The following is a 15336-nucleotide window of genomic DNA, read 5'->3' as shown; positions in this document are numbered from 1 at the left end:
TACGTGAGACGTAAACTCTTGCTGCTGCTGGAAACCGGAGTGGTTCTGGCGGGGCTGCTGTTGGGTGCTTCAGCCTGGAAAATTCATTCGGCGCTGGTACAGCCGTTGAACATTGCCCAGGAACAATTGCTGGATGTGCCCAAGGGCACTACGCCGACCCGCACCTTCTACCGCCTCGAAGCCAATGGCGTCATCAAGGACGCGTTCTGGCTGCGCGTGTATTGGCGCTTCAATCTTCCCAAGCAACCCCTGCACAGCGGCGAATATCGCCTGCAACCGGGCATGACCGTCGAAGGCCTGATCGACCTGTGGAAACGCGGGGAAATGGTTCAGTACAGCCTGACCCTGGTCGAAGGCTGGAATTTCCGTCAGGTCCGCGCAGCGCTGGCCAAGGAAGAGAAGCTCGATCACAGCCTCAACGGTTTGAGCGATAGCCAGGTCATGGACAAGCTCGGTCACACCGGGATTTTTCCGGAAGGGCGCTTCTTCCCTGACACCTACCGTTACGTGCGCGGCATGTCCGATATCGAACTGCTGAAAACCGCTTACGACCGCCTTGACGAAGTGCTCGCCAAGGAATGGGAGCAGCGCGCTGTGGATGCGCCGTACACCGAACCCTACCAGGCGCTGATCATGGCCTCGCTGGTGGAAAAGGAAACCGGAGTGCCACAGGAACGCGGGCAAATTGCAGGTGTGTTTGTACGGCGCATGGCGATGGGCATGCTGCTGCAGACCGATCCGACGGTGATTTACGGTCTCGGCGACCGCTACAGCGGCAAGCTGACCCGGGCTCACCTCAAGGAAGCGACGCCCTATAACACCTACGTGAATGCGGGCCTGCCACCGACCCCGATTTCGATGGTCGGTCGCGAAGCCATTCATGCGGCGCTCAATCCGGTGGAGGGCAACAGCCTTTACTTCGTGGCGCGCGGTGATGGCACTCACGTGTTCTCCGATGACCTGGATGCCCACAACAATGCTGTGAAGGAGTTCCAGCTCAAGCGTCGCGCCGATTACCGCTCCAGCCCGGCACCTGCTTCCATGCCTGAGACACCGCCGACCCAGACTGAACAAACCGGGACTCAGGAGGCCAAGGCTGCGCAAGAGTTGGCCCCGATCCCGGCCGCTTCACCCAACACGGCTCCCGAGGCGCTGCCGCAGGTGGCGCCGCAAGATCCTGCGCCGGTTCCTGAAACGCCGGCCCTCGATGCCAACGCGTCGAAAAGCCCGCAATGACTCTGACTAAGGACTGCCTGTGACTGGCTTGTTTATTACTCTGGAAGGCCCAGAAGGCGCCGGCAAGAGCACCAATCGCGAATACCTGGCCGAGCGCTTGCGCGCCGCCGGCATCGAGGTGGTACTGACCCGCGAGCCAGGTGGCACGCCGTTGGCCGAGCGCATCCGTGAAGTGCTGCTGGCCCCGGCCGACGAAGTCATGAACCCGGATACCGAGTTGCTGCTGGTGTTCGCGGCGCGTGCCCAGCATCTGGCCGAAGTGATTCGCCCGGCGATGGCCCGCGGTGCCGTGGTCTTGTGTGATCGTTTTACCGATTCGACTTACGCCTACCAAGGCGGCGGCCGTGGCTTATCGCTGGAGCGCATCGCGACCCTGGAAACTTTCGTTCAGGGCGATCTGCGTCCGGACCTGACGCTGATTTTCGATCTGCCTGTCGAGGTCGGCCTGGCCCGCGCCAGCGCCCGCGGTCGCCTGGATCGCTTCGAACTCGAAGGCCGGACCTTCTTCGATGCCGTACGCAATGCCTTCCTCAAGCGGGCCAAGGCGGATCCGGCGCGTTATGTGCTGGTCGATGCGGCCCAACCGTTGGCACAGGTTCAGCAATCGCTGGATGCCTTGCTGCCGCGCCTGCTGGAGTTGAGCCGTGGCTGAGGCCTATCCGTGGCAGGAAAGCCTCTGGCAGCAACTGGCTGGTCGCGCCCAGCATGCTCACGCCTACCTGCTGCATGGCCCGGCCGGGATCGGCAAGCGGGCACTGGCCGAGCGCTTGATGGCCAGTTTGCTGTGCCAGCGCCCGACCGCGCTGGACGCCTGCGGCGAATGCAAATCCTGCCTGCTGCTCAAGGCTGGCAGTCACCCGGATAACTACATCCTGGAGCCGGAAGAAGCCGACAAGGCGATCAAGGTCGATCAGGTTCGCGACCTGGTCGGTTTTGTGGTGCAGACCGCGCAGTTGGGCGGGCGTAAAGTGGTGCTGATCGAGCCGGCCGAGTCGATGAACATCAACGCTGCCAACGCCTTGCTCAAAAGCCTTGAAGAGCCGTCCGGCGACACCGTTCTGTTGCTGGTCAGTCACCAGCCGAGCCGCTTGTTGCCAACCATCAAGAGTCGCTGCGTGCAGCAGGCCTGTCCGCTGCCGGGCGAGGCCATGAGCTTGAAATGGCTGGCTCAGGCGTTGCCGGAATGTTCCGAAGAGGAGCGCATCGAGCTGTTGACGCTGGCCGCCGGTTCGCCACTGGCGGCGGTCAATCTTCAGGCCCAGGGCGTGCGTGAACAGCGCACGCAAGTGGTGGAGGGGGTGAAAAAACTCCTCAAGCAACAGCAGTCGCCGACGCAACTGGCCGAAGAATGGAAAAACATTCCGATGTTGCGCCTGTTCGATTGGTTCTGCGATTGGTCGAGCCTGATCCTGCGCTATCAGTTGACCCAGGACGAAGCCGGCCTCGGCCTGGCCGACATGCGCAAGGTCGTGCAATACCTGGCGCAGAAAAGTGCCCAGGGCAAAGTCCTCGATATTCAGGACTGGATCCTCGCCCAGCGACAGAAAGTCTTGAGCAAGGCCAACCTCAATCCGGCCTTGCTGCTGGAGGCATTGCTGGTGCAATGGGTGTCGTTGCCTGCCCAAAGATGACTGTCTACGCCTAGACTCTGAGTATCGGAACACCCGACCGTCCCACCCATTCGATGTAAGTTGCAGCCCTTTATGCTCGTAGATTCCCATTGTCACCTTGATCGCCTCGACCTGGCCGCCCACGACGGCTCCCTGGATGCCGCCCTGGATGCCGCCCTGGAGGCTGCCCGGCAACGCGGGGTAGGGCACTTTCTGTGTATCGGTGTCAGCGCGGACAACGCGGCCGATGTCAAAGCCCTGGCCGAACGTTATGACGATGTCGACTGCTCGGTGGGCGTGCACCCTCTGGATGTGCCGCCGGGCGCCGCGCCAGCGCTGGACTGGCTGCTGCAGGAGCTCAATCACCCGCGTGTGGTCGCGATCGGCGAAACCGGCCTGGACTACCACTACGAGCCGGAAGCGGCGCAGTTACAGCAGGAATCGTTTCGCCTGCACCTGCAAGCGGCGCAGCAGACCGGCAAACCGGTGATCATCCACACCCGTGGCGCCCGCACCGATACCCTGGACTTGTTGCGTGAAGCGGCGCTGCCCCAGGCAGGCGTATTGCATTGCTTTACCGAAGACTGGGAGATGGCGAAGGCCGCGCTGGACATGGGCTATTACATTTCCCTTTCCGGGATTGTCACTTTTCGCAATGCCGACGCGTTGCGCGATGTGGCCAGCAAGGTGCCGGCCGACCGGTTGCTGGTGGAAACCGACTCGCCGTACCTGGCGCCGATTCCCTATCGCGGCAAGCCGAACCTGCCGCAGTACGTGCGTGAGGTAGCGGAATTTCTGGCAATGTTGCGTGGTGAACCCTACGAGCGATTTGCCGAGCAGACCACGGCGAATTTCAAGCGGCTGTTCCCGCTGGCACACGTAAAAGGTTAAATCGCAGGCAAAAAAAACCCGGGTTCTGGGGGGTGAATCCGGGTTAAGACCATTAGGAGTAAAACAATGGCACGCGGTCCGTTGGTACCAATATCGGCGTGACACTTGGGGGAGATGCCCCGCCGACAGTTCAAGTATTGATCAGGATTGCGCCTAGTCCAGTTTGCTGGTCAGGGTTTTTAAACAAATTTGGAATACGTGCGCTTCGGAAGAGTTCTCATCAACCTCTAAACGTCCGCGGAATGACCAGAAAGCGCAGATATGGTCGGATGATCCGTGCATTTTTGCGCAAGTTAGGCATAATACGCGGCTTCGAATTTTGACCCCGACAGACCTTTTCTTATGCATAAAGAACCTCGTAAGGTCCGTGAGTTTCGTCGCCGCGAGCAGGAAATTCTCGATACCGCGCTCAAGCTGTTCCTCGAACAAGGTGAAGACAGTGTCACCGTCGAGATGATTGCTGATGCCGTCGGTATCGGCAAAGGCACGATCTACAAACACTTCAAATCCAAGGCGGAAATCTATCTGCGCCTGATGCTCGACTACGAGCGCGATTTGAACGCTCTGCTGCATTCGGCCGATGTCGACAAGGACAAGGAAGCCCTGTCCCGGGCGTACTTCGAATTCCGCATGCGCGATCCACAACGCTATCGCCTGTTCGACCGCCTCGAAGAGAAAGTGGTCAAGGGCAACCAGGTGCCGGAGATGATCGAGGAGCTGCACAAGATCCGCGCCTCGAACTTCGAACGCCTGACCCTGCTGATCAAGGGCCGGATCAGCGAAGGCAAGCTGGAAGATGTGCCACCTTACTTCCATTACTGCGCGTCCTGGGCGCTGGTGCACGGTGCCGTCGCGCTGTATCACTCGCCGTTCTGGAGCAATGTGCTGGAAGATCAGGAAGGCTTCTTCCAGTTTTTGATGGATATCGGCGTGCGCATGGGTAACAAGCGCAAGCGCGACACCGACACGCCCAGCAGCTGAGCCATTCAGTTGCCTTATTGCGCCATGATTTCGCTACTTGGCGCAGTGCCGCAGGAATATACTCAGGTAGAGGACTTGCTAAAACTTGATTTCTGAGTCAAGTTTTAGCGGCCCGATATTCTTCCGCCGGAGTGACCATGATCGTTGACCGTCAAGGCAGGCGTTTTCGCAACTTGCGAATCAGTCTGACCTCAGCCTGCAATTACGCCTGTACCTACTGCGTGCCCAACGGCAAGCGGCTGGTGGCTGCGCAGGATGAATTGTCGGCCGAAGCCATGGCGCGCGGTGTGGCTTATCTGATTGAAGCGGCGGGGATCGAGCGTCTGCGCATTACCGGCGGCGAGCCGCTGGTCAGCCCGAAACTCGAAGCGTTCATGACGGCGGTCGGGCAGATGGGCCTGGAAGACATCAGCCTGACCACCAATGGCCAGTTACTGGTGAAGAAACTGCCGCTGCTGGTGAACGCCGGCATTCGGCGCCTCAACGTTTCCCTCGATACCCTTGATGCGAGTGCGTTCCGCAGCATTGCCCGGGGCGGCGATCTGGCCACTGTGCTCAACGGCATGAGCGAGGCAAGTGCGGCCGGCATGAAAATCAAGGTCAACATGGTGCCGCTGCGCGGGCAGAACCTTGACCAAGTGATGCCGCTGCTCGACTACTGCCTGGAGCGCGGTTATGAACTGCGCTTCATCGAGCTGATGCGCATGGGCCACCTGGCCAACGATTCCAACGCTTTTCTGCAACAGTTCGTCAGCCTCCAGCAGTTGCTGAGCCTGATCGGCGAGCGCTACGAATACCTGCAGGCCGATGCTCCGGTCGATGCGACGGCCGTTCGCTATGAAATTCCCGGCCAGGGTTATTTCGGCGTGATCGCCAACGAGAGCGTGCCTTTCTGCCGGACCTGTTCTCGCTTGCGCTTATCTTCCACCGGGTGGCTGCATGGCTGCCTGTCATCGAGTAATCGCCATTACATCGGCGACCTGCTGGACAAGCCGCGTCATCAGGCGCTGCCGGCCTTGCAGAGACTCCTGGTCAAAGCCTTGGGCGACAAACAGGAAGTGGCGTTCTCCGGTGGCGCGACTGTCATGAAAATTATCGGCGGCTGATCCTCCGTAATCGCGAGCAAGCTCGCTCCCACAGGTAATATGCAGTTCCCTGTGGGAGCGAGCTTGCTCGCGATTCGGTCTGTCAGATGCCGCTGTTCATGAGCTGGCGCAAAAGCTGCATCCTACGGCCATTCGCCGGTTTTCCGACACCGGCCTCTGGAGGATAGGATGCGTAGCCTGGTTTTGCTGCTGGCCGTTTTGGCACTTGGTGGCTGCATGAACGTCAGCGATATGGCCGAAGGGACTCGTTACCATATGAGCGACGCGGGGTTGCTCGATCACAGCGACAGCCGTCGTGTAAACAACCTGCGCATCCAGCCGGACTCGTTCGTCTACATCGCCCAAGGCGCTTTCATGCCGCCGGGCAGCGCGGTTTATCCACGGCCCAACGTGATTGCCGAAGTCGCGTTCGATGGCTTCGTCGAATACTTCCCGATGGTCCGCCGTGCCCCTGCGCCGGAAGGCCTCGACCAGGCCATGGTCGAAGCCCGTGCCGCCGGTGCGCACTATCTGCTCTACACCCGATTTGCCAAGTCTGACGACCGTATCGGCAACTCGGACGAGTGGCTGGATCAGGAGGCCCTGGATCGTCTCGGCATCGACAGCGGTATGATTCAGATCATGTTGATCGAGACCAGCACCCAGTATTTGATTGATACTGCGACCATCAAGAGTCGTGGCGGTTTACTGACGTTCCACGATAAAAAACCCGAAGACCTGATGGGCCCGCCGCTGGAGCAATATGCGCGCGGCCTGTTGGGGCTCAGCGACCAGTAATCCCGAGGAGAACGCCATGAGTGGCCCGCAAAAAGCCAACGACTTGCTGGGGCAAATCCCCAAGACCAAAGGCTTGCCGCCGGTGCACCTGTGGAATCCCGATTTCTGCGGCGACATCGACATGCGCATCGCCCGGGACGGCACCTGGTATTACCTGGGCACCCCGATCGGGCGCAAGCCGATGGTCAAACTGTTCTCCACCATCATTCGCCGTGATGGCGATGATTACTTCCTGATCACTCCGGTCGAAAAGGTCGGCATCAAGGTCGACGATGCGCCCTTTGTGGCGATTGCCGTTGAAGTGGAAGGTGAGGGCGATGCGCAGCTCCTGCGCTTTACCACGAATGTCGACGAAACCGCTGAGGCCGGCACCGAGCACCCGATTCGCGTGGTCATCGACCCGGTAACGCAGGAGCCAGCCCCCTACGTGCATGTGCGCAGCAATCTTGAAGCGTTGATCCATCGCAATGTGTTCTATCAATTGGTGGAACTGGCGGTGAGTCGCGAGATCGACGGCCAGCGCTGGCTCGGTGTATGGAGTGGCGGTGAGTTTTTCCCCATCGGTCTTGAGCCCTGACCCATAACTCTGTGGGAGCGGGCTTGCTCGCGAATACGGCCTGTCTGACATGTAAGTGTCGGATATGACGACGCCTTCGCGGGCAAGCCCGCTCCCACAATTGTTCTATTCAAAGCCAAAAATTCAGGTGCGTCGCAAGCCCCCTGTGGGAGCGGGCTTGCCCGCGAAGAGGCCCTGAAACTCAACACATGATCTGGCACTGACTTGCCTTGCGCAGCGCCTCAATCAATTCCTGCCAGCGCAATATTCTTCGCCCGGGCTTCTGTCCTCAAACGGGCAACTATTGGTTGTCGTCGTCATCACCCGAACCACCGCTGGTGGTCGAGCCGAGTCCGCCGCTGCTGGGTGTTTTGCTGCCTGGTAAAGTCATACCGCCCTGACGTCCTGCATCATTGCCTTGAACCCGTGGGTCGGTGCCGGTGGAGGGCGGCAGGTTGTGGTCGATGGTCGTGCCATCGGTGTTCATGCCGGGGGCACTCTGGATCGCCGGTGCCCTTGGCTTTTCCACCGGGTTGGTCGGGCCGGTGCTCGAGCCGATGGTCCCGGCGATCGCGGCAGAAGACAGCAAGACGGTGAGAACGAGGGCGGTCAACCTGGACAGGATCATGGTGTTGTCTCCAACGGATAGAGTCCTTACCTGATTAGTACGCCCTCGATCTGGATGGGTGCATTATTGGCGACGAACGGCTCAGACCTGCTCCAATGCCCTGACCGCTGTAGCTCTTCTCCAGATCAACCGGCCCACGGTGATCAACCAGTTGAGCGAAGCGACCGCCAACACCGTGAGCAACAGCGTGGCCATGCCTTGCTCGACGATGATTTTCCCGGCCAGCAACGGAAAGCCGAACACGCCGATGAAGTACGACAGGCTGAACAGCAGCAAGGATTGTGCGGTGGTGCCGTTCGGCGCTTCATTGGCGGCCAGACCGTTGATCACCGAGTAGGTCAGGCCGTAACCGATCCCGAGCATCACCGCCGCGAGCACGTAGCTGACGCTGCTGTCGACGACAAAACCGAACATCACGATCGACGCCAGCATCAGCCCCGAAAGCAGACACGATGCACGGAATGGATCGCGCTTGACCACGAAACCGGCAACCAGCATGCGGCCGCTGATCGCCGCGCTCATGAAGCCGAGGAAGAACAGCGAATAGTCGAGCGAGCGTGCTGCGGCATAACTGGTTTGAAAGCTCGACAGACCGCCGAACACACAGCCACCCAGACCGACCATGATGATCGGGAATACGGCCCTGGACGACAGCACCTGACCTGCTGCACGCCAGGAAATCCGCGACACGTTGCTCGATTGCGCGGGCGCCGGTTTCAGTTGTCGATCCAGGCGCCAGAACAGCAATACCCCGATCAGGCTGGCCAGCGCCGCCAGATAAAACGCCGCCGTCACCGGATAACCGAGCGCACTCGCCGCGCGGCCGAGCAACGGGCCACTGCCGATCCCGGTCATCATGCTGCCCGACAGCAGGGCGAAGTACCTGGCACGCTGTGCGGGTGTCACCAGGCTTGCCACGATGATCGGCCCGAGGGTGTAGAACACGCCCCAGCCCAGGCCCAGCAGCAGCCCGAAAAACAACAGCGGTTGACCGAAGCCCGGAGTCAGGGCGAAGCCCAGGCTGGCCGCTACCAGCAATACACCGAACAGCGCCACCGATCGGGCGGCACCGAGCAAGTCGGACAAGTGACCGGAAACAATCACCGCTGCAAAGGTACTGAGCATCGCTGTCGAAATCACACTGCCGGCGTCGTGCTCGTTGCCACCACGAGAGCTGATCAACAGCGACAGCAAAAAAGTCGAGCCGTAGGACAACGACAACAGGTAACTGGCGAGGCAAAACAGGCCGAACAACTTGCTTGAGACAGGGGGTGTTGCGGTGGGCATGACGCGGTTCCTTGACTGGATAAACAAGCAGGTCATCTATCTACCACGTCAGGCATCCATTTCAGGTCCGAGCTTCACGATTTCAGGATTAGTGCAGGCCGGAGTAAACACCCTTTCAGGAGCGAGTTCGCTCGCGAAAAACACAAGGACACCACATTTATTCAGGCCGCACACGTAATCGTTGACGACCATCGCGAGCGAGCTCGCTCCTACAGGTGTTGGGACAGTTCCCTCGCCACAAATACCGCGCCGACTTAGTATGGCGTTTTCCTCTTTTGACAAGGCACGTCCATGACGATCGAAATCCGCCCGGCGACCCCCAGTGACGCACCGCAAATCCTCGCGTTCATCACTGAACTGGCCGACTACGAACGTGCTCGCCATGAAGTCATCGCCAGCGTTGCCGATATCGAGCGCAGCCTGTTCAGCGAAGGCGCCACCGCCCATGGCCTGATCTGCCTGCGCGACGGCGCACCCATCGGTTTCGCGGTGTTCTTCTTCAGCTATTCCACCTGGTTGGGCAGCAATTGCCTGTACCTCGAAGACCTTTACATCACTCCGCAACAGCGCGGCGGTGGTGCGGGCAAGACCCTGCTGCGGCATCTGGCGAAAATCGCCTGCGCCAACGACTGTGGCCGTTTCGAGTGGAGCGTGCTGGAGTGGAATACGCCGGCTATCGAGTTCTACAAATCCCTGGGCGCGCAGCCGCAGGAGGAGTGGGTTCGGTATCGGATGGATGGAAAAGTATTGCGCGAGTTCGCCGAGGGCAATTGAGCGGTATCCCTTGTAGGAGCGAGCCTGCTCGCGAAGAAATCGAAAGTACCACGGGGTGTCAGGCTTTGCGCTTTATCGTTGACGACCATCGCTAGCAAGCTAGCTCCTACAGGGGAATGCATTCCAGGGAGCTACCGTAGGCGGTGGTTTTTTTTGTCATTATCTCAATATATGGGATTGATATTTATATATTGAGATTATCCGGCGTCTGGGTTTATAGTCCTGCTCACTCACTGCCAAAAACCAAAACAGGTGAAGCGATGCAGGCGCAATTGATCGCGCTCGATTGGGGGACGACCTCACTCCGTGCTTACAAATTGGCTGAAGGTGGCCAGGTGCTCGAACAGCGTTCGCTGTCGTCGGGGATCATGCAGCTGCCGAAAGCGCCGCGAATCATTGCCGGCCGGAAATGCACCGACGGTTTCGAACTGGCCTTCGATGAGGCTTGCGGCGACTGGCTCGATACCCAGCCGGATTTGCCGGTGATTGCCTGCGGCATGGTCGGCAGCGCCCAGGGCTGGAGCGAAGCGGCCTACCGCGACACGCCGGCGAACGTCGCCACTCTCGGTACTTCCTTGCAAACTGTGCGCAGCCTGCGCGGCGTCGATGTGCACATTGTGCCCGGCGTCATCCAGCGTTCGCATTTGCCGAACGTGATGCGCGGCGAAGAAACCCAGGTGCTCGGTGTGCTGCAAAACCTGGCGGGCGAGACGGGGGCTGATCTGCTGATCGGTCTGCCGGGCAGCCACTCGAAATGGGTGGAAGTAGCCGACGGCTGCATCGTGCATTTCGATACGTTCATGACCGGCGAAGTTTTCGCCGTGCTCAGTGAACACAGCATTCTCGGACGCACCCAACAGCGTGGCGCGTCTTTCGATGGCGATGCGTTTGATCGCGGTGTGCGGGTCGCGTTGTCGGCGGACGGTGAAATCGGTCCTCTGTCGACGATGTTCAGCGCCCGCAGTCTGGGCCTGACTGGCGAATTGAGCGCTACCGCCCAGGCGGATTATCTGTCCGGCCTGCTGATCGGCCACGAATTGTCAGCCCTGGCCGGCGTGCAACGGCGTCGGCGCAACAGCGTGCACCTGCCTTCGATCATCCTCATCGGTAATACCCGACTCTGTGCCCGCTACAGCCGTGCGCTCGACGCCTGCGGTTTTGCCCGGGTCGCCTTGGCCGAACAGGCCACCGAACGCGGATTGTGGCAACTGGCGCTCGCCGCCGGCCTGGTCACGTCCACCGCATCCCGTTAAACCTGCCTGGAGGCCTGACATGCTCAAACAAGCGCTGGCACAAAACGGCCTGATCGCGATCCTGCGCGGCCTGCGCCCGCAAGAAGCGGCTGCCATCGGCGAAGTCCTGTACGCCGCCGGATTTCGCGTCATCGAAGTGCCGCTCAATTCCCCGGAGCCGTACGAAAGTATCCGCATCCTGCGCAGTATCTTGCCCGCTGACTGCCTGATCGGTGCTGGCACGGTGTTGACGCCGGAGCAGGTCGTACAGGTGAAAGCCGCGGGCGGCCAGGTGATCGTCATGCCCCATAGCGATCCGAAGGTGCTGCGTGCGGCGAAAGCGGCGGGCCTGTACCTGTCGCCGGGTGTCGCTACGCCGACCGAAGCCTTTGCGGCGCTGGCCGAAGGCGCGGATGTGCTGAAGATGTTCCCGGCCGAGCAGATGGGCCCGGCGGTCGTCAAAGCCTGGCTCGCGGTGCTGCCCGCCGGAACCATTATTGTGCCGGTCGGCGGCATCACCCCGGACAACATGCAGGTGTTTATCGACGCCGGTGTCAAAGGTTTCGGCCTCGGTTCCGGCCTGTTCAAACCGGGCATGACGCCTGCGAAAGTGGCGGCCAATGCCAAGGCCTATGTCGCTGCCTGGAAAGCCCTTCGCTAAGACTTTTTGGCGCTGCGAGCGCTGCATCCAATAAGAGAGACAAGCAGATGAAAATCACCAAGCTGACCACCTTCATCGTTCCGCCGCGCTGGTGCTTCCTCAAGGTCGAAACCGACGAGGGTGTAACCGGGTGGGGCGAGCCCGTGGTCGAAGGCCGCGCCCACACCGTTGCCGCTGCCGTTGAGGAATTGTCCGACTACCTGATCGGCAAAGACCCACGCAACATCGAAGATATCTGGACCGTGCTGTACCGAGGCGGCTTCTACCGGGGCGGCGCGATCCACATGAGCGCCCTGGCCGGTATCGACCAGGCCCTGTGGGACATCAAGGGCAAGGCGCTGGGCGTGTCGGTCAGCGACCTGTTGGGTGGCCAGGTGCGGGACAAGATTCGTGTGTATTCGTGGATCGGCGGTGACCGTCCGGCGGATACCGCACGGGCGGCGAAAGAAGCGGTCGAGCGCGGTTTTACCGCGGTAAAAATGAACGGCACCGAAGAACTGCAATTCCTCGATACCTTCGACAAAGTCGACCAGGCCCTGGCCAACGTCGCCGCCGTGCGCGATGCCGTCGGCCCGAACGTCGGCATCGGCGTGGACTTCCATGGCCGGGTGCACAAGCCCATGGCCAAGGTGCTGATGAAGGAGCTTGATCCATACAAGCTGATGTTCATCGAAGAGCCGGTGCTCAGCGAAAACTATGAAGCGCTGAAAGAGCTGGCACCATTGACCAGTACGCCGATTGCCTTGGGGGAGCGGCTGTTCTCGCGCTGGGATTTCAAGCGTGTGCTCAGCGAAGGCTACGTCGACATCATCCAGCCGGATGCCTCCCACGCAGGCGGCATCACCGAAACCCGCAAGATCGCCAACATGGCCGAAGCCTACGACGTGGCGCTGGCGCTGCATTGCCCGTTGGGCCCGATTGCCCTGGCGGCCTGCCTGCAACTGGACGCGGCCTGCTACAACGCGTTCATCCAGGAACAGAGCCTGGGCATCCATTACAACGAGAGCAACGACCTGCTCGACTACGTGAAAGACCCACGGGTGTTCGACTACGACAAAGGCTTCGTGACGATCCCGAACGGCCCGGGCCTGGGCATCGAGATAAACGAGGAATACGTCATCGAACGCGCCGCCATCGGCCACCGCTGGCGCAACCCGATCTGGCGCCATGCCGATGGCAGTTTTGCCGAGTGGTGAGAGCTCTCTGACCCACCACCATCCCCTGTAGGAGCGAGCCTGCTCGCGATGGTGTGTCAGTAAGACATCAATGCTGAATGACACACCGCTATCGCGAGCAGGCTCACTCCTACAATGGGGCTGCACCAGTTTTTAGAACGACCTCAATAACTATAAGAAGAGGCACCCCTCATGCAACCGCAAACCCTCACCGGGCAGGCGTCGTTGGTGACGCCCAGTCGCAAGCGTTTTTTCATCATGGTCCTGTTGTTCATCACCGTGGTGATCAACTACCTGGACCGCAGCAACCTGTCGATTGCCGCCCCGGCATTGACCAGTGAGTTGGGCATCGATCCGATTCACGTCGGCCTGATCTTCTCCGCCTTCGGCTGGACCTACGCCGCGATGCAAATCCCCGGCGGCTGGCTGGTGGATCGCGTGCCACCGCGCATCCTTTACAGCGTCGCCTTGCTGCTGTGGTCGGTGGCCACGGTGATGCTCGGCTTCGCCGGCAGCTTCATCGCGCTGTTCGTGCTTCGCATGGCCGTCGGTGCCCTGGAGGCGCCGGCGTATCCGATCAACAGCCGCGTGGTCACCACCTGGTTCCCCGAGCGCGAGCGCGCCACGGCCATCGGTTTCTACACCTCCGGGCAATTCGTCGGCCTGGCCTTCCTGACGCCGGTACTGGCCTGGCTGCAGCACGAATTCGGCTGGCACATGGTGTTCGTCACCACTGGCGCGGCGGGCATTCTGTGGGCGGTGATCTGGTACGCGGTGTATCGCGAGCCCCGGGATTTCAAAGGCGCCAATGACGCGGAAATCGACCTGATTCGCGAGGGCGGCGGGTTAGTGGATATCCAGGCTGAACAAGCCAAAGTCAAAGCCAAATTCAGCTGGACCGATCTCGGTATCGTTCTGAGCAAACGCAAGTTGTGGGGCATCTACCTCGGCCAGTTTTGCCTCAACTCGACGTTGTGGTTTTTTCTGACGTGGTTCCCGACCTACCTGGTGAAATATCGCGGCATGGACTTCATCAAGTCCGGCCTGTTGGCGTCACTGCCGTTTCTCGCAGCCTTCGTCGGCGTGCTGTGTTCGGGGTTCTTCTCCGACTGGTTGATCCGTCGCGGCTACACGGTGGGTTTCGCCCGCAAGTTGCCGATCATCAGCGGCTTGCTGATTTCCACCTCGATCATCGGCGCCAACTTTGTCGAGTCGACGCCGCTGGTGATTGCCTTTCTGGCGCTGGCGTTCTTCGGCAATGGCCTGGCTTCCATCACCTGGTCGTTGGTGTCGACGCTCGCCCCGGCGCGATTGCTCGGGCTGACCGGCGGGGTGTTCAACTTCATCGGCAACCTGTCGGCGATTGCCACGCCTATCGTGATCGGCTTCCTCGCGACCGGTGATTCTTTCGCCCCGGCGATCACCTACATCTCGGTGCTGGCGTTGATTGGTGCACTTTCCTACATCTTGCTGGTGGGTAAGGTCGAGCGTATCAAGTTGTAGTCGTGGCATTCGGGCGACCATAATGCCGCCCGTTCACTCGCTCAACGGTAAAGGCTGGATATGCAGGAAGACGCCCCAAAAATCGCCAAGGATGCCGCTCCGACCGGCACCCAGACCCTGCTTCGCGGGCTGGGTGTGGTTCAGGCTGTGGCTAGCGGCGCCCGCGATCTCAAGGAAATCGCCCGGCTGATCGGCACCACGCGCAGCACCACCCATCGCCTGGCCAGTTGCCTGGTGGACGAACGTTACCTGCGGGTGGTGCCGCAAGTCGGTTATCTGCTGGGGCCGAAGCTGATCGAGTTGGGCTTTCAGGCCCGTGAAGAGCTGCCATTGGTGACCCTGGCCGGGCCGTATCTGGATGAGTTGTCGGCGTTGACCGGCGACACCATTCACCTGGCGATTCGTGAAGGCGACGAAGTGCTGTACCTGCACAAGAATCCTGGGCGCAATGGCCCGGAAATGCGCTCGCGGGTCGGCCATCGCATGCCGTTGGCGCGGACCGGGATCGGCAAGGCGCTGATGCTCGATGATTCGCCGCAAGAGTGGCAGCGCCTGTACGAAGTCAGCCTGCCGGTGGGTGGGAAAAATCAATTCTGGCCGAAGCACCCGGAGCAATCCTGGGAGCAGTTCGAGCAGCGTATGGTCGAGTACGTGGCCGGCGGCTACGCCTTCGATCTGGAAGATAACGAGCCGTCGATCCGTTGCGTGGCGGCGCCGGTCCGCGATGCCAGCAAGCGCATCGTCGCCGGCATCAGCATCGCCAGCACCGTGCCGTACATGCCGCTGGAAAAAATGGCCGAGCTGATTCCCCTGATCAAGGGCGTTACGGCGCGGTTATCGGCAGAACTGGGTCTCAAGGTTTAAACATATTCCCCCTGTAGGAGCGAGCCTGCTCGCGATGCGGTGTGTCAGTCGACAT

General features: G+C 60.5%; 16 protein-coding genes. 14 read left to right on the top strand and 2 right to left on the bottom strand.

Annotated features, from left to right (window positions below):
• Positions 1–3: 3 nt before the first annotated feature.
• The 8 genes from mltG to ACEN8Z_RS24365 all read left to right on the top strand — a co-directional run bounded on the left by mltG (position 4) and on the right by ACEN8Z_RS24365 (position 7178).
• A complete protein-coding gene (gene mltG / locus ACEN8Z_RS24400; protein ID WP_007997049.1) occupies positions 4–1236 on the top strand; it encodes an endolytic transglycosylase MltG in 1233 nt (410 codons plus the stop codon).
• A gap of 19 nt (positions 1237–1255) precedes the next feature.
• Positions 1256–1888 carry a dTMP kinase gene (gene tmk, locus ACEN8Z_RS24395; RefSeq protein ID WP_495595935.1) on the top strand — a complete coding sequence of 211 codons (633 nt, stop codon included), beginning with the start codon at positions 1256–1258 and terminating at the stop codon, positions 1886–1888.
• Entirely contained in the window at positions 1881–2867 is a 987-nt protein-coding gene (locus ACEN8Z_RS24390) for a DNA polymerase III subunit delta' (RefSeq protein WP_007997053.1), read from the top strand. Before tmk ends, ACEN8Z_RS24390 begins: the two co-directional genes overlap by 8 nt.
• 72 nt (positions 2868–2939) lie before the next feature.
• Entirely contained in the window at positions 2940–3737 is a 798-nt protein-coding gene (locus tag ACEN8Z_RS24385) for a TatD family hydrolase (protein ID WP_495595934.1), read from the top strand.
• 342 nt (positions 3738–4079) lie between these two features.
• Positions 4080–4718 carry a TetR/AcrR family transcriptional regulator gene (locus ACEN8Z_RS24380; protein ID WP_007997056.1) on the top strand — a complete coding sequence of 213 codons (639 nt, stop codon included), beginning with the start codon at positions 4080–4082 and terminating at the stop codon, positions 4716–4718.
• A gap of 137 nt (positions 4719–4855) precedes the next feature.
• A complete protein-coding gene (locus ACEN8Z_RS24375) occupies positions 4856–5824 on the top strand; it encodes a GTP 3',8-cyclase MoaA (protein WP_495595933.1) in 969 nt (322 codons plus the stop codon).
• A 168-nt stretch (positions 5825–5992) separates the two neighbouring features.
• Entirely contained in the window at positions 5993–6601 is a 609-nt protein-coding gene (locus ACEN8Z_RS24370; protein WP_007997387.1) for a DUF4823 domain-containing protein, read from the top strand.
• Positions 6602–6617: 16 nt separating this feature from the next.
• Entirely contained in the window at positions 6618–7178 is a 561-nt protein-coding gene (locus tag ACEN8Z_RS24365) for a DUF1285 domain-containing protein (RefSeq protein ID WP_495595932.1), read from the top strand.
• Positions 7179–7458: 280 nt separating this feature from the next.
• Here the strand turns inward: ACEN8Z_RS24365 and ACEN8Z_RS24360 are convergent, their stop codons facing one another.
• Entirely contained in the window at positions 7459–7785 is a 327-nt protein-coding gene (locus tag ACEN8Z_RS24360; protein WP_495595931.1) for a hypothetical protein, read from the bottom strand.
• A gap of 81 nt (positions 7786–7866) precedes the next feature.
• The gene (locus ACEN8Z_RS24355) at positions 7867–9072 is read right to left on the bottom strand and encodes an MFS transporter (protein ID WP_495595930.1); all 1206 of its coding nucleotides are present in this window, start codon (positions 9070–9072) and stop codon (positions 7867–7869) included.
• A gap of 291 nt (positions 9073–9363) precedes the next feature.
• Here ACEN8Z_RS24355 and ACEN8Z_RS24350 point away from each other — a divergent pair, with 291 nt between their 5' ends.
• The 6 genes from ACEN8Z_RS24350 to ACEN8Z_RS24325 all read left to right on the top strand — a co-directional run bounded on the left by ACEN8Z_RS24350 (position 9364) and on the right by ACEN8Z_RS24325 (position 15281).
• Positions 9364–9846 (top strand): GNAT family N-acetyltransferase, encoded by a 483-nt coding sequence (locus ACEN8Z_RS24350; RefSeq protein WP_007997380.1) that lies wholly within the window; start codon positions 9364–9366, stop codon positions 9844–9846.
• Positions 9847–10106: 260 nt separating this feature from the next.
• Positions 10107–11099 carry a 2-dehydro-3-deoxygalactonokinase gene (locus tag ACEN8Z_RS24345; protein ID WP_495595929.1) on the top strand — a complete coding sequence of 331 codons (993 nt, stop codon included), beginning with the start codon at positions 10107–10109 and terminating at the stop codon, positions 11097–11099.
• A 19-nt stretch (positions 11100–11118) separates the two neighbouring features.
• Complete coding sequence (locus tag ACEN8Z_RS24340) at positions 11119–11739, top strand: 2-dehydro-3-deoxy-6-phosphogalactonate aldolase (protein WP_495595928.1); 621 nt, start codon at positions 11119–11121, stop codon at positions 11737–11739.
• Positions 11740–11786: 47 nt separating this feature from the next.
• Positions 11787–12935: a galactonate dehydratase gene (gene dgoD, locus ACEN8Z_RS24335; protein ID WP_495595927.1), complete on the top strand. Its 1149-nt coding sequence runs from the start codon at positions 11787–11789 to the stop codon at positions 12933–12935.
• Positions 12936–13106: 171 nt separating this feature from the next.
• Positions 13107–14417 (top strand): MFS transporter, encoded by a 1311-nt coding sequence (locus tag ACEN8Z_RS24330; RefSeq protein WP_108229806.1) that lies wholly within the window; start codon positions 13107–13109, stop codon positions 14415–14417.
• A 60-nt stretch (positions 14418–14477) separates the two neighbouring features.
• Positions 14478–15281 (top strand): IclR family transcriptional regulator, encoded by an 804-nt coding sequence (locus ACEN8Z_RS24325; protein ID WP_495595926.1) that lies wholly within the window; start codon positions 14478–14480, stop codon positions 15279–15281.
• The last annotated feature ends 55 nt before the right edge of the window (positions 15282–15336 follow it).

It is taken from the genome of Pseudomonas sp. Pseusp10 (genome assembly GCF_059492225.1).
This window is presented reverse-complemented; position numbering and strand designations above follow the sequence as displayed.